Annotated in this window: 13 protein-coding genes; 4 read left to right on the top strand and 9 right to left on the bottom strand. The window is 72.4% G+C overall.

The genetic code is table 11. The features are described 5' to 3' along the window. Window positions 1-42: 42 nt before the first annotated feature. Both AC5WRL_RS00195 and AC5WRL_RS00190 read right to left on the bottom strand, forming a co-directional pair. The gene (locus AC5WRL_RS00195; protein ID WP_496086134.1) at window positions 43-1,116 is read right to left on the bottom strand and encodes a S1 family peptidase; all 1,074 of its coding nucleotides are present in this window, start codon (window positions 1,114-1,116) and stop codon (window positions 43-45) included. 433 nt (window positions 1,117-1,549) lie between these two features. Beyond that, a complete protein-coding gene (locus tag AC5WRL_RS00190) occupies window positions 1,550-2,467 on the bottom strand; it encodes a S1 family peptidase (RefSeq protein ID WP_496086133.1) in 918 nt (305 codons plus the stop codon). 370 nt (window positions 2,468-2,837) lie between these two features. On the opposite strand from AC5WRL_RS00190, the gene AC5WRL_RS00185 reads away from it, so the two are divergent. Beyond that, entirely contained in the window at window positions 2,838-3,278 is a 441-nt protein-coding gene (locus tag AC5WRL_RS00185) for a cell division protein SepF (RefSeq protein WP_496086132.1), read from the top strand. 78 nt (window positions 3,279-3,356) lie between these two features. Here AC5WRL_RS00185 and AC5WRL_RS00180 read toward each other — a convergent pair whose 3' ends face one another. Next, window positions 3,357-4,544 (bottom strand): acyl-CoA dehydrogenase family protein, encoded by a 1,188-nt coding sequence (locus AC5WRL_RS00180; RefSeq protein WP_496086131.1) that lies wholly within the window; start codon window positions 4,542-4,544, stop codon window positions 3,357-3,359. 34 nt (window positions 4,545-4,578) lie between these two features. Further along, entirely contained in the window at window positions 4,579-6,237 is a 1,659-nt protein-coding gene (locus AC5WRL_RS00175) for an MFS transporter (RefSeq protein ID WP_496086130.1), read from the bottom strand. Between the two features lie 404 nt (window positions 6,238-6,641). Between AC5WRL_RS00175 and AC5WRL_RS00170 the strand changes: the two genes are divergently transcribed. After that, window positions 6,642-7,556, top strand: coding sequence for a phosphatase PAP2 family protein (locus AC5WRL_RS00170; protein WP_496086778.1), 915 nt, complete (start codon window positions 6,642-6,644; stop codon window positions 7,554-7,556). Here AC5WRL_RS00170 and AC5WRL_RS00165 read toward each other — a convergent pair. Beyond that, window positions 7,519-7,746, bottom strand: coding sequence for an I78 family peptidase inhibitor (locus AC5WRL_RS00165; RefSeq protein WP_496086129.1), 228 nt, complete (start codon window positions 7,744-7,746; stop codon window positions 7,519-7,521). The genes AC5WRL_RS00170 and AC5WRL_RS00165 overlap by 38 nt on opposite strands. Window positions 7,747-8,189: 443 nt before the next feature. On the opposite strand from AC5WRL_RS00165, the gene AC5WRL_RS00160 reads away from it, so the two are divergent. Together AC5WRL_RS00160 and AC5WRL_RS00155 are read left to right on the top strand one after the other, a co-directional pair. Further along, entirely contained in the window at window positions 8,190-9,005 is an 816-nt protein-coding gene (locus AC5WRL_RS00160; protein ID WP_496086128.1) for a DUF8842 C-terminal domain-containing protein, read from the top strand. Window positions 9,006-9,135: 130 nt separating this feature from the next. Beyond that, a complete protein-coding gene (locus AC5WRL_RS00155; protein WP_496086777.1) occupies window positions 9,136-9,465 on the top strand; it encodes a hypothetical protein in 330 nt (109 codons plus the stop codon). Between the two features lie 20 nt (window positions 9,466-9,485). Here the strand turns inward: AC5WRL_RS00155 and der are convergent, their stop codons facing one another. From der to AC5WRL_RS00135, 4 genes are all read right to left on the bottom strand, one after another. Further along, window positions 9,486-10,955 (bottom strand): ribosome biogenesis GTPase Der, encoded by a 1,470-nt coding sequence (gene der, locus AC5WRL_RS00150; RefSeq protein ID WP_496086127.1) that lies wholly within the window; start codon window positions 10,953-10,955, stop codon window positions 9,486-9,488. Between the two features lie 91 nt (window positions 10,956-11,046). Further along, window positions 11,047-11,706 carry a lysophospholipid acyltransferase family protein gene (locus tag AC5WRL_RS00145; protein ID WP_496086126.1) on the bottom strand — a complete coding sequence of 220 codons (660 nt, stop codon included), beginning with the start codon at window positions 11,704-11,706 and terminating at the stop codon, window positions 11,047-11,049. Continuing rightward, window positions 11,703-12,404, bottom strand: a complete 702-nt coding sequence (cmk, locus tag AC5WRL_RS00140) for a (d)CMP kinase (protein WP_496086125.1) — start codon at window positions 12,402-12,404, stop codon at window positions 11,703-11,705. The genes AC5WRL_RS00145 and cmk overlap by 4 nt, the downstream gene beginning before the upstream one ends. A 181-nt stretch (window positions 12,405-12,585) precedes the next feature. Beyond that, the gene (locus AC5WRL_RS00135; protein ID WP_496086124.1) at window positions 12,586-13,671 is read right to left on the bottom strand and encodes a prephenate dehydrogenase; all 1,086 of its coding nucleotides are present in this window, start codon (window positions 13,669-13,671) and stop codon (window positions 12,586-12,588) included. Window positions 13,672-13,683 lie beyond the last annotated feature (12 nt).

Here is a 13,683-nt window from a genome sequence, read left to right as displayed (position 1 = left end):
CCCGCCGCGCGCGGCGGCGGGCCGTGGACTGTGGGGTTGTTGTTACGGGATGGTGGCGCCCACCGCGTTCAGCGCCGCGACCACCGGCTGGAAGAAGGTGGTGCCGCCGCTGGAGCAGTTGCCGCTGCCGCCCGAGGTCAGACCGTGCGCGGTGTTGCCCGAGAAGAGGGCGCCGCCGCTGTCACCGGGCTCGGCGCAGACGGTGGTCTGGATGGTGCCGCGCACCGCGCCCTGGGCGTAGTTGACCGTGACGTTCAGCGCGGTGACCGTACCGCTGTGCACTCCGGTGGTGGAGCCGGACCGGGTGACGGACTGGCCGACGACCGGGTTGGCCGCACCGGTGATGGCCCGGGCGGTGCCGTTGTACAGGTTGACCTGGCTGGGGCTGGCGATGCTGGTGCTGTACCGGCCCAGCGCGTAGTCCGAGCCCGGGAAGACGCTGGTGCTCAGGGTGCCGAAGGACGAGCCTCCGGAGCTGGCGGCCCAGCTGCTGCCGGTGGAGCCGCAGTGACCGGCCGTCAGCCAGCCGCGCTGCCCGCCGACGGTCACGTTGAAGCCGAGCGAGCAGCGGGCGCCGGAGGTGTAGATGGCGTCACCGCCCGCGATGAAGGGCTGGAACTCACCCTCGACCTGCTCCAGCACGGCCTTGCCGTCCAGGGCGTCGATGCCGTTCTGGAGCTCGGCGAGCGCGTCGCCGGTCACGGTGGAGTCCACCGTCACCTTGACCGCGTTCGAGACGGGGTCGATGCCCCAGGCGGTGCCGGGCACGGACAGTTCCTCGACCTCGTCGGCCGCGGCCTCCAGGGTGGCCAGGGAGTGCTCCACCAGGCGCGCCTCGGCGCCGGTGGCCTGGACCTCGGAGACGGCGGCGGTGTCCGTGACGTTCACCACGAGGGTTTCGGTCTCGGCGTCGTAGAAGGTGCCGGCTGTGTCGGCGGACAGCGAGTCCTCCAGGGTGGTCGCCAGTTCGACGGCCGCCTGCGAGGACAGGACATCCGGGGTGAAGGTGGGGGTCTGGGCGTTCGCCTGAGACATGGTGAACGACCCGGCCAGCAGTGCTGCGACACCGGTGGCGGCCATCGTGATACGCCGCGCGGACATGCGTCGGTTTGTCACGCTCGTTTCCTCCTGTGGGGGTTGGAGCCCATTGGCTCCGGAGAGAGCAGGAACCTGACTCTTCAGCCACGTTCATGCCAAGCGGTGATGGCGAGTATTCCCATCCTGCCCGGGACCACACAAGAACGACTTCACGCCCTGCATGACCGTTCGACTCTCGCGCCTCCATCCGGGTGATGTGTCCGGAACTCGCCCGGTTTTCCAGGGGCGTTCGCCACGCTACGCGCGTTGCGCCAGCCATAACTCGCCGTGTGTGAGGACTAGACCTGTCTGAAAATCGCTGTTCGGGTTCGCTCATCGTTCGCCGGAGTCCGGTTTTTGTGACACCCGCCGTTCGCTCCACCCCATGCCACTGCCCCCGTCCGGGTGACCCGGCGGGGGCAGCGAGGGGGTGAAGCACGAGGTACGGCGCGGCTCGAACGAGCCGGCCCGGTTACGGAATGGTGGCCCCGTACGCGTTCAGCGCCGCCACCACCGGCTGGAAGTACGTGGTGCCGCCGACGGTGCAGTTGCCGCTTCCGCCGGAGGTCAGACCGATGGCGGTGTTGCCGGAGAACAGCGGGCCACCGCTGTCGCCGGGCTCGGCACAGACATTGGTACGGATCAGGCCGTAGACGATCTCACCGTTGCCGTAGTTCACGGTGTAGTTCAGGCCGGTCACCGAGCCCGAGCGCAGCCCGGTGGTGGAGCCGGAGCGCTGCACCGACAGGCCGTTGGTGGCATTGGCCGCACCGGTGATGGTCCGGTAGGTGCCGTTGTAGAGGTAGACGTTGCTGGGCCGGGTCTGGGCGGCGTTCGTGTACGAGACCAGGCCGTAGTCGTTGCCCGGGAAGCTCGACCCGATGGTGGACCCGATGACGGTGGTGCGACCGGAGTTGCTCCACCAGGTGCCCGCGCCGTCGGTGCAGTGGCCGGCGGTCAGCAGGACCGTCTGCCCGCCCCGGGTGGCGTTGAAGCCCGCCGAGCAGCGCCAGCTACTCGCATAGATGGCGTCGCCGCCGGACAGGTAGCTCCGCAGGGTGCCGGGGGTGCGCTCAACGGTGATGGCACCGGCCAGCGAGCCCGCGCTCTCCTTGATCTCCGCGATCTCCGCCTGGGTGACGGTGGAGTCCGCGGTGACGACGACCTTGCCGGTCTCACCGTCCACCGTCCAGGCGGTGCCCGCGATGTCGGCGGACAGCACGGCGTTGTGGGCCTTGGCCAGCTGGGGAACGCTGAAGGTCTGGACCGGCTCGGCGGCGGCGGAGCCGGGCAGCGCGAGGGCTGCCATCGCCGCCACACCGGAGGCGGCGGCGATCAGCCGCAGCCGCTTGACGAACCGTCTGTGGGGGTTGGGGCGCTCGGTACTCACGATTTCCTCCGTGGGGAATCTGGGGTCCGTTGGGTGTGCGGGCCCGTGAGGCGTGGCCGGGATCATGCTCCGCGATCAGTAGGCATGACCCTGACAAGCGCTGCACCGAATCTTCACCACCTCCGGCCCGATTGCCAAGAACGACTTTCAGCCACTCCACGGATCCTCCTCACCCAGCTGGCATAGTGCCCGAAACTCACTCTCCGTCAGCTGAGCGGCGCGCCCATCTTCCTGATGGGGCGCCATAATCGATTGCACCAGAACCGTCACGAAATCCAGTTCCGGTGCCAATCCACTTGGCGCATCATCCGCATCATGGATGACGATAGGGGTGTGGGCGGTTTCGAGCCGCGTTAGAGAGGAGGCATCCATGGGATCGGTACGCAAGGCGAGCGCCTGGCTCGGCCTCGTCGAGGACCGCGAGATGCGCTACTACGACGACGAGTACGCCGAGGGACCCGAGCCGGGCGACAGCACCGAGCCGTGGGCCACCGACCCCGCGGTGCGGGCGGTGGAGAATCCGGAGCCGGAGGGGGAAAGCGGCCGGATCGCGACGGTGACGCCGGAGAGCTTCCGCGACGCCCGCCGCATCGGTGAGCTGTTCCGCGACGGGGTCCCGGTGGTCATCAACCTCACCGCCATGGAGCCCGGCGACGCCAAGCGCGTCGTCGACTTCGCGGCCGGCCTGATCTTCGGCCTGCGCGGCTCCATCGACCGGGTGGCCAACCGGGTCTTCCTGCTGACCCCCGGCGACTACCGGGTGGTCAGCGACAGCCGCCGGCACGCCACCGGCTTCTTCAACCAGAGCTGAGCGGGTGCGCGCCCGGGCGGGGCGGGTCTTCGAAGACCCGCGCTCGCGGCGCGCACCACCCGGCTCGGGTTCCGGGCGTCAGCCCCGGAACGCCTCAAGTCCGGTGAGCGCCTTGCCCAGCACCAGCTGATGCATCTCGCTGGTGCCCTCATAGGTGAGCACCGACTCAAGATTTCCGCAGTGCCGCAGCACCGGATACTCCAGTGAGATGCCGTTCGCGCCCAGGATCGTGCGGGCGGTGCGGCAGATCTCCAGCGCTTCCCGGACATTGTTCAGCTTGCCGAAGCTGACCTGTTCCGGGCGCAGCCGCCCCGCCTCCAGGCGGCGGCCCAGATGGTGCGCCAGCAACAGCCCCTTGTGCAGTTCCACCGCCATGTCCGCCAGCTTCGCCTGGGTGAGCTGGAAGCCGGCGATCGGCCGTCCGAACTGTTCGCGTTCTCCCGCATAAGCCAGAGCTGTCTCAAAGCAGTCCCTCGCGGCGCCCAGCGCACCCCACACGATGCCGTACCGGGCGTGGCCGAGCGCCCCCAGCGCCGCCCCGAGCCCGCGCGCCTCCGGCAACACGGCGTCGCCCGGCAGCCGTACCCCGTCCAGCACCAGCTCGCTGGTGACCGAGGCCCGCAGCGACCACTTGTGCCGGATCTCCGGCGCGCTGAACCCGGGCCGGTCCGTGGGCACCACGAAGCCCCGGATGCCGTCGTCGGTGCGGGCCCACACCACCGCGACGCCGGCCACCGAGCCATTGGTGATCCACATCTTGCGGCCCGTCAGCACCCAGTCGCCGCCGTCCCGTTCGGCACGGGTGCGCATCCCGGCCGGATCCGAGCCGTGATCGGGCTCGGTCAGCGCGAAGCAGCCGATGGTCTCGCCGCGCGCCATGGCCGGCAGCCACCGCTCGCGCTGCTCCGGCGAGCCGTAGCGGTGGATGGCGTACATCGCCAGCGAGCCCTGCACCGACACCAGCGAGCGGATGCCGGAGTCGGCGGCCTCCAGTTCCAGGCAGGTCAGCCCGTACTGCACGGCGGACGCCCCGGCGCAGCCGTAGCCCTCAAGCGTCATGCCCAGCGCGCCCAGGCCGCCCAGCTCCCGGGCCAGCTCGGTCACCGGCGCGCGCCCCTCCTCGTACCACTGGGCGATGGCCGGCCGCACCCGGTCGGCGGCCCACTGCCGGACGGTGCGCCGCACCGCCAGGTCCTCGGGGGTCAGCAGATCGTCGATGCCCAGCGGGTCGGCCGGGTCGAAGGGCGGCGGTGAGCCGTGCGGCATGACGGAGCCTCCAGGAAGGACGGAGCCGCCGACGTTACGGCTGAGTAACCCCGGTGGGCAAGAGCGGCAGCTCCTCCGGGGCGCGCGGCGGGCCGATCTGCGCCGTACGGTCCGCGACCACCGGAGCGGCGGCGGGCGGTGCGGGCGATGCGCCCGGCGTGGCCGGTGCGGGCGGCACCGCGGGCACGGCGGCCAGGTCGCGGGGCAGCCGCAGCGCGGCCAGCGCGCCGAGCAGCAGCAGGACGGCGCTGGCAATCAGCGTCATGTGCATGCCGTGGACGTACGCGTCCTTGGCGGTCTGCCGCAGGGCGAGCCCTTCCCCACCACCGAGCTGGGCGGCCACCGAGTACGCCTCACCCAGTGAGTGCGCGGCGGCGGCCGAGTGTTCCTCCCCCACCCCCTGGGCACCGCGCACCGCCGGGCCGTAGACGGCGTTCATGACGCTGCCCAGCAGCGCGATGCCCAGCCCGGCGCCGAACTGGTAGGCGGTCTCGCCGATCGCCGCGGCCCCGCCCGCCTGCCCGGCCGGGGCGTCCGAGAGCATCGACTCGTAGGAGGCGAACAGCGTGGTCTCCAGGCCGAAGCCCAGCAGCACGAAGCCGGCCGCCATCAGTACGGGGCGGTCCTGCTCCCCCAGCGGCATCAGCGTCAGCACGGCGAGGGCGGTGAGCACGAAGCCGAGCGAGACCATGAGCCGCGGCCCGAGCCGGTGCAGCAGCCGGGCGCCCACCAGGCCGGCGGCGATCGCGGCCACGCTGAGCGGCAGCAGCCGCAGCCCGGTCTGCAACGGGGTGAGCCCGAGCACCAGCTGGAGGTACTGGGCGGCGATCAGGGCGAGCCCGACCAGCGCCAGCACGGTCAGCACGATGCAGCCCACCGAGGTGCCGAAGGCGGGACGGGTGAAGGCCCGCAGCTCGATCAGCGGATGCGGCAGGGCCCGCTGCCTGCGTACGAAGAGCACCAGCAGCACGGCGCCCGCCAGCGCGGCCAGCAGGGTGAGCGGGCTGTACAGCTCCCCGCCGCCGGCCCGCTTGAGCGCCATGATCGCGGCGAACAGCCCGCCGGCCGCCAGCAGCGCCCCGGCCACGTCCCAGGGGCCGCGGTGCTCCCCGGTGGACTCCGGCAGCAGCCAGCGGGCCACCGGCAGGCACACCGCCATCAGCGGGATGTTGATGAGGAAGACCGAGCCCCACCAGAAGTGCTCCAGCAGCGCCCCGCCCACCAGCGGTCCGATCGCGGCGCCCACGGCGGCGACCGCGCTCCAGACGCCGATCGCCAGGGCGCGTTCGCGGCGGTCGGGGAAGACCTGCCGCAGGATCGACAGGGTGGCCGGCATGATCATCGCCCCGCCGACCCCGAGCAGCGCGCGGGCGGTCACCAGGACGTCCGGGGTGCCGGCGTACGCGGCCAGCGCGGAGGCCAGCCCGAAGCAGGCGTAGCCGATCAGCAGCACCCGGCGCCGGCCGATCCGGTCGCCGAGGGTGCCGAAGAGGATCAGCAGCGAGGCGCACACGAGCGGATAGACATCCACGATCCACAGCAGCTGGACGGCGCCGGGCCGCAGGTCCTCGGTGACGGCGGGCACGGCGACGTGCAGCACGGTGGCGTCGATGGCGACCAGCAGCAGACTGACGCACAGGACGACCAGAACCGTCCAGCGGTTTCGGTCTTCGGCGGGGGGCGGACTCGCCATGGGCGCGGGCACCTTGGGGACGGGCGGAGCGGGCGGACGAGCCACAGCGTACGACAGGGTCCGGCCAAACCCCCAGGGCCTCCGGTCCCCTCCGGACCGGCCCGCGCACCGGCTCCGCGTCACCCGGAAAGCCCTAAAAGAAAAACAATCCGATTGGCCGTACCATCATCGCCAGATCGGCAAATCATGGCTTCCCGGTAATTCGTAAAGCCGGGTGAACAGCGGGAGAACTCCAGGCCAATCACCCCCGGAAAAACGTCGCGGCACATCACATCGGCATCACGAAAGCAGGCTGGAGTCGAAGTGCTCCTATCACCGGCTGTAATCTTGCTGGAGTGCGTACCGACCGATTCTTCGCCCGCCTCGAACAGGAGCCGCAGCGACCGGCCGTCGCGGCTCCCGGCATGAGCCGCACCCGGGGCGCACTCCTGTGGGCGACGCTGGGCTCGTACGCGGCGATCGTGGCGGCGGTGCTGAGCACGTCCTGGCTGGTCCGGCTGGACTGGCAGGTGATGCTCTTCCGCCCGTACAAGCAGTGGCCGGGGCTGCACGCCTTCCTGGACTACTTCGTGGTGCTCGGGCAGCGCGGCCCCACGGCGGTGCTGGTGGCCGCCTGGCTGGGCTGGCGCTCGTGGCGCCAGCGCACCCTGCGACCGCTGCTGGTGATGGCGGCGGCGCTGCTGGCGCTGAACGTCACGGTGGGTGCGGCGAAGCTCGGCATGCGCCGGGAGGGGCCGCACTACGCGAATGACATCGGCTCGAACGAGATGTGGTTGAACGGCGATATATTTCCCTCGGGGCACACCGCCAACGCGGTGGTGACCTGGGGGATTCTCGCGTATCTGGCCACCACGCCGCGGGCCCGCAGAACGCTGTCGGTGATCGCCGCCGTGTTCGCGCTCGGGGTGGGCGCCACCACGGTCTATCTGGGGACGCACTGGGTGAGCGATGTGCTGCTCGGCTGGGCGGCGGGGCTGCTGGTCCTGCTGGCGCTGCCCTGGTGCGAGCCGGTGATCCGCGAGGTGGAGCGCCGGCTGATGCTGGTGCGGGACCGGCTGCGGGGCAGACCCGGGCGGCAGCCGCACACCGTGCTGCCGCCTCCCGACGCGCCGCCGGTGGCCGCGCCCGCCGACCCCGGGAGCACGCCGGCCCGGCCGGCCCCGGTGCCGGCCCGGCTCGCCAAGAACCACACCCGGCCGCCCGCCCGGCCGCACCAGCCCGAGACCAGGCCGCCGGCCGCCCACCCGCCGGTGCGGCCCGTCGAGCCGCTGGGGGGCCCGTTCAGCCCTGCCAGCAGCGCACCACCTCGCCGTCCTTGACCGCGAGGTTCAGCCGGCCCGGCCGGTACTCCATGGTGATGACGGCGTCCGGCGCCAGCCGCCGTACGGTGCCCCAGCCGCGCTCGGTGGCCTGCCGCTCGGCGCGGTCGGCGGCGAGCCCCACGTAGGCGTCGGGGTCGTCGTCCGGCGGCTGGGGGCTGGAGCGGCGCCAGGGCTGTGAAGGGGTCATGCACCCACCGTATGCCGGGTGCCGCCGGCCCCGGAAGTACCCGGTGGAGGTCCCGCCCCGATCAGCGGACTGTCACGCTTGTGTCACGGTGCACCCGGTCGGCCGCCGCCCGGTTGTTCGTGCACGTCGTGTAATGGAAAATCCTTTCCCGACGCGATTCCGACGGCCGGTGGAAATCGCTGGGCGAGCGCCGAATTCCACCCCGGGAATGACCCTCGGATGAACGGCTGATATCCGCCCCCGCGCCGTATTGTCCCGCCCCTGACAGCACAATCCCGGCCACTCCGCACGGCGCTCGGTACTCGTTCAGCTGTACGAATCGAGCGCCTTCGCGTACCCGTGTGTGCGAATCACGCGCCCTCTGCGTGACCCTCGCGCCGCCCCGGCCGTTGTGCACGGGGTCCGCGACGGCAGCGGGCCGAGATTCCCAACCGAGGAGCCACATGTCCCCCTTGCTCGACGTCAGTGACGAGGTTCGCGCCGAGATCGGCGAAGCCGAAGCGGCACGGCTGCTCGCGGGCGAGAACGCCCCGGGCAGCTATGACTGCACCTCGTGCCGCACCCCGGGCGACACCGGCCAGGAGCGCACCTCCACCGTGCTCTTCGTCGGCGGCGAGACGGCGGTCCTCGCCTTCGCCCACGCCGCCTGTATCCCCTCCCAGGTGGTCACGGTCTCCGAGGAGCAGCTGCGCGGGGCGGTGGCCTCCATCACCGGCCAGTCCACCGTCGCCGAGTCCCCCGCGGCCCCCGGCATCCCCTCGGCGGCCGAGCTGGAGGAGAGCAGCGGCCAGGTGGTGCTCGGCGTGACCTGCGGCCAGATCCTGATCGGTGAGGAGCTGTACCCGGCACTGGTGGTGGAGCCGTCCGGGCCGGTGGCCCGTCCCGGCTCGGAGGGTCCCGGTGACGACTTCCTGCCGCTGCTGATCGAGGCCGGTTTCCTGCCGGTCACCGATGTCTCCAACGCCCCCGCGCAGGTCCCCGGCTGGTCGGTGCTGCTGGCCATGGGGCAGCTGCACTCGGTCCTCCAGGCGGACGCCGCCACCGGCCAGACGGCCGCCTGGTGGCAGGCGCACCAGCCGCTCGCGGTCACCGAGGGCTGGCGCTCCACCGCCAACCAGAAGCAGTCGGTGCTGGTGTACGCGGCCCCGGCCGGCTCGATCGGCCAGCAGCCACGGGAGGATCTGCTCCGCGAGGCGCTGGAGAAGGCGGCGGCCGGCGGGCTGCTGGTGGCCGCCGCGATGCCGCTGGCGGGCACCTGAGCCGCTGGCGCGGCTGACGCGATCGAGTATCCGGGTGCGGCGCCCCGCATCCGTCGCCCCGGATGATCGTTGACCGGACGTGCACCCTTACGAATCCACCCGACCCGCGCATTCCCACGGCCACGCCGCGATCCCCGGACAGTCCGGCGCCCACGCACGGCGCACGCCGTACGACCACGGCCAGTCCGGCTCGGAGACCCCGATCTTCGACTCGCTCTACGACGAGTACCGGCGGCTGTTCCGGGCGCTGCCGGGGGATCGCTCGGGCGAGGAAGAGCTGCGGTTCGAGGGGTTCGGCACCATCCACGGCACCGGCACCAGCAGCGGGGCGGCGAGCTGGCGGTCCTACGGACGGCCCGACACGGGGCACCTCCCCTCGTACTACCACGGGGAGGTCTCCGCGCCGGGCCGGTCCTTCCCGGCCGCGCTGCCGCCCGCCCGCCGTGACGCGGGCGGGTGAGCGGCGGCCGGCCCGTACCGCTACTTCTTGACCCGGCCGCGCTTCTCCCGCACCCGCACCGACACCTTGATCGGCGTGCCCTCGAAGCCGAACTCCTCGCGCAGCCGCCGCTCGATGAAGCGCCGGTAGCCGGCCTCCAGGAAGCCGGAGGAGAACAGCACGAAGCGCGGCGGCTTGGTGCCGGCCTGGGTGCCGAAGAGAATCCGCGGCTGCTTGCCGCCCCGCACCGGATGCGGGTGGGAGGCCACCAGCTCGCCCAGGAAGGCGTTCAGCTTGCCGGTGGGCACCCGGGTCCCCCACGCCTCCAGCGCGGTCTCGATGGCCGGCACCAGCTTCTCCATGTGCCGGCCGGTGAAGGCGGAGATGTTGACCCGCGGGGCCCACTGCACCTGCACCAGGTCGCGTTCGATCTCCCGCTCCAGGTAGAAGCGGCGCTCCTCGTCCATGAGGTCCCACTTGTTGTACGCGATCACCAGCGCCCGGCCGGCCTCCACCGCCATCGTGATGATGCGGGTGTCCTGGACGCTGATCGGCTCGGTCACATCGATGAGGACGACCGCGGCCTCCGCCTTCTCCAGAGCGGCGGCGGTGCGCAGTGAGGCGTAGTAGTCGGCGCCGTCCTGGAGGTGGACGCGGCGGCGGATGCCGGCGGTGTCCACGAAGCGCCAGACCTTGCCGCCGAGGTCGATGAGCTCGTCCACCGGGTCGCGGGTGGTGCCGGCGGTGGCGTCGACGACCACCCGGTCCTCCTTGGCCACCTTGTTCAGCAGCGAGGACTTGCCGACGTTGGGGCGGCCGATGAGGGCGATCCGGCGGGGGCCGCCCGGGGCGGTCCCGAAGGTCTGGGGAGGCGCGTCGGGCAGCGCCTCCAGCACCGCGTCCAGCATGTCGCCGGTGCCCCGGCCGTGCAGGGCGGAGATCGGGTACGGCTCGCCGAGGCCCAGGGACCACAGATAGGCGGCGTCGGCCTCGCCGGAGGGGCCGTCGACCTTGTTGGCGCACAGCACCACGGGCTTTCCGGCCTTGCGCAGCAGCCGGACCACGGCCTCGTCGGTGTCGGTGGCGCCCACCGCGGCGTCCACCACGAAGACCACGGCGTCGGCGGCCTCGATGGCGTACTCGGCCTGGGCCGCGACCGAGGCGTCGATGCCGAGCACGTCCTGCTCCCAGCCGCCGGTGTCCACCACCTTGAAGCGGCGGCCGGCCCACTCGGCCTCGTAGGTGACGCGGTCGCGGGTGACGCCGGGGCGGTCCTCGACCACGGCCTCACGGCGGCCGATGATCCGGTTCACCAGGGTCGACTTGCCGACATTGGGGCGGCCCACGACGGCGAGCACGGGCAGCGGCCCGGCGTTCGCCGCCGCCAGCTCGCTCTCGATCTCCTCGGCGTCGAAACCCTCCAGCGCGGCCAGCTCCATGAACTCCGCGTACTCGGCGTCGCCCAGCGCGCCGTGCCCGCCCGCGCCGCCGGGATCGATCTGGTCGTTCATGGGTGTGGTCCTCAAAGCAGAAGAAACAAAAACGGAAGGTGTGGAGGGCGGCGGCCCGGCCGCGTGCCGGGGCCGCGCCCTCCAGTGTCGCTCAGCGGCCGGTCAGCCGGCGCGCCTTTTCCAGGTGGGCGGTCAGTCCGTCCCGCAGCTGCCCGGTGGCCGCGTCCAGCGCCGCCCTGGTACGCCGGCCGCCCTCGCCCACCGTGAACGGGTCGCCGAAAACCACATCGAGCCGGCCACGGATCGGCGGCATCCCCCGTATCACCGCGCTGCGCCGCTCATTGCTGCCGAGCACCGCCACCGGCACCACCGGGGCGCCGGAGCGCACCGCGAAGTACGCCAGGCCCGCCCGCAGCGCGGCGAAGTCCCCCTCGCCACGGCTGCCCTCGGGGAAGATGCCCAGCACCCCGCCGTTCTTGAGCACGTCCAGGGCGGCGGTGATCGCGGTGCGGTCGGTGGTGTCGCGGTCCACCTTCAGCTGGCCGATGCCGCGCAGAAACGGGTCGAGCGGGCCGATGAACGCTTCCTTCTTGATCAGGAAGTGCACCGGGCGGGGCGCCACCCCCATCACCACCGGGCCGTCCACGTTGTGGGTGTGGTTGACGGCGATGATCGCCGGGCCGGTGGCCGGCACCCGCCAGGCGCCCAGCACCCGGGGCCGGAACAGCCCGTAGATCAGGCCGACCCCGATCCGCCGGCCGACCTCGGCGCCGCGCTCGGCGGGGGCGACGGGGGTCCGGGAGACGGTCACGGCAGGCGCTGCTTCCGCTCCGCGTCCTCGATGACGGCGATGACGTAGGCGATGACCTGCTCCAGGGTCAGCTCGGTGGTGTCCATCTCGGTGGCGTCGGCCGCCTTGGCCAGCGGGGAGGTCTTGCGGCCGGAGTCGGCGGCGTCCCGCTTGACCAGCGCCTCCCGGGTGGCGGCCAGATCCGGCGCACCGGCCCCGGCGGCCTTGAGCTCACCGCTGCGCCGCGCCGCCCGGGCCTCCGGGTCCGCGGTCAGGAAGATCTTCACATCGGCGTCGGGGAGCACGGTGGTGCCGATGTCCCGGCCCTCCACCACGATTCCGCCGGGGGCGTCCCCCGCGATGGTGCGCTGGAGCTCGGTGATCCGGGTGCGGACCGCGGGGACCGCGCTGACCGCGCTGACCGCGCCGGTGACCTCGGGGGTGCGGATCGGGCCGGCCACGTCCGTACCGTCCACGGTGATGGTGGGGGCGAGCGGGTCGGTGCCGGAGACGATGTCGGGCTTGCCCGCCACGGCGGCCACGGCGGCCGGGTCGTGCACGTCTACGCCGCTGTTGAGCATCCACCAGGTGATGGCGCGGTACTGCGCCCCGGTGTCGAGATAGCCCATGCCCAGCCGCGCGGCCACCGCCTTGGAGGTGCTGGACTTGCCCGTACCGGAGGGGCCGTCGATGGCGACGATGACGGGATGTGCGGACACGTGGCTGCGCACCTTTCTCAGCGGCGGGCGGGAGAGGGGCGCGCTTCCCGACGGGATCCGGCAACGAATGGCCCCGGCCAAGGGTACCGGCCCGCCGCCCCCGCCCGGCCCCCCGCCCGCTACTCCCGTACAGATGTACGAGCCGGGGTCGGCGCGGGATCAGTGCGGGATCAGCGCGGGATCACTGCCTGATCGCCCAGCCGCGCCCGCGCAGCGCGGCGATCAGCCGGGGCGCCGCCGGCGGATCGACCATCAGCTGTACCAGGCCGGCCTGCTGCCCGGTGGCGTGTTCGATGCGGACATCCTCGATGTTGACGCCGGCCGCGCCCGCGTCCGCGAAGATCCGGGCCAGCTCGCCCGGCCGGTCGGTGATCGGCACCCCGACCGTCTCGTACACGGCGGGCGCCGCGCCGTGCTTGCCCGGCACCCGATCCCGGCCCGCGTTGCCTCGCCGCAGCAGCGACTCGATGCCGTCCGCCCCGCCCGCGCGCCGCTCCGGATCGCCGGAATCCATGGCACGCAGCGACGCCACGGTCCGCTCCAGGTCGGCCGCCAGCGCGCCCAGCACCTCGGCGACCGGGCCGGGGTTGGCGGACAGAATGTCCAGCCACATCTGCGGCTCGGAACCGGCGATCCGGGTCACGTCCCGGATGCCCTGCCCGGACAGCCGGACCGCCGACTCCTCCGCGTCGGCCAGCCGGGCCGCCAGCAGGCTGGACACCAGCTGCGGGGTGTGCGAGACGAGGGCGACGGCCCGGTCATGGGCGTCGGCCTCCATCACCACCGGGACCGCGCGGCACAGCGCGACCAGCTCCAGCACCAGATTCAGCACCTCGGTGCGGGTATCGGGGGTGGGGGTGAGCACCCAGGGCCGGCCCTCGAAGAGATCGGCGGTGGCCGCCAGTGGTCCGGAACGCTCCTTGCCCGACATCGGGTGGGTGCCCAGATACCCGGCCGGGTCACCGCCCAGCGCGGCCAGCTCCCGGCGCGGGCCGCCCTTGACGCTGCCGACGTCGATACAGCCGTCGGCCACGCCGCGCCGCTGCACCTCGGCCACCGCCGCCGCGATGTGCGCGGGCGGTACGGCGACGACGGCGAGCTCCACCCGCCCCGTCACCGGCTCCTCGGTGCCCGCCCCCAGCGCGGCGGCGGTACGGACCCGGTCCGGATCCCGGTCCTCCAGGTGCACCCGTACACCACGTGCGCTGAGCGCGAGAGCGATGGAGGTACCGATCAGACCGGTGCCGATGACCAGGGCGGTGCGCATCCGACCAGCGTA

This window comes from Streptomyces sp. NTD107, from assembly GCF_059510435.1.
Note: the sequence above shows the minus strand (reverse complement) of the source record. Positions and strands in the feature narration are given on the sequence as shown.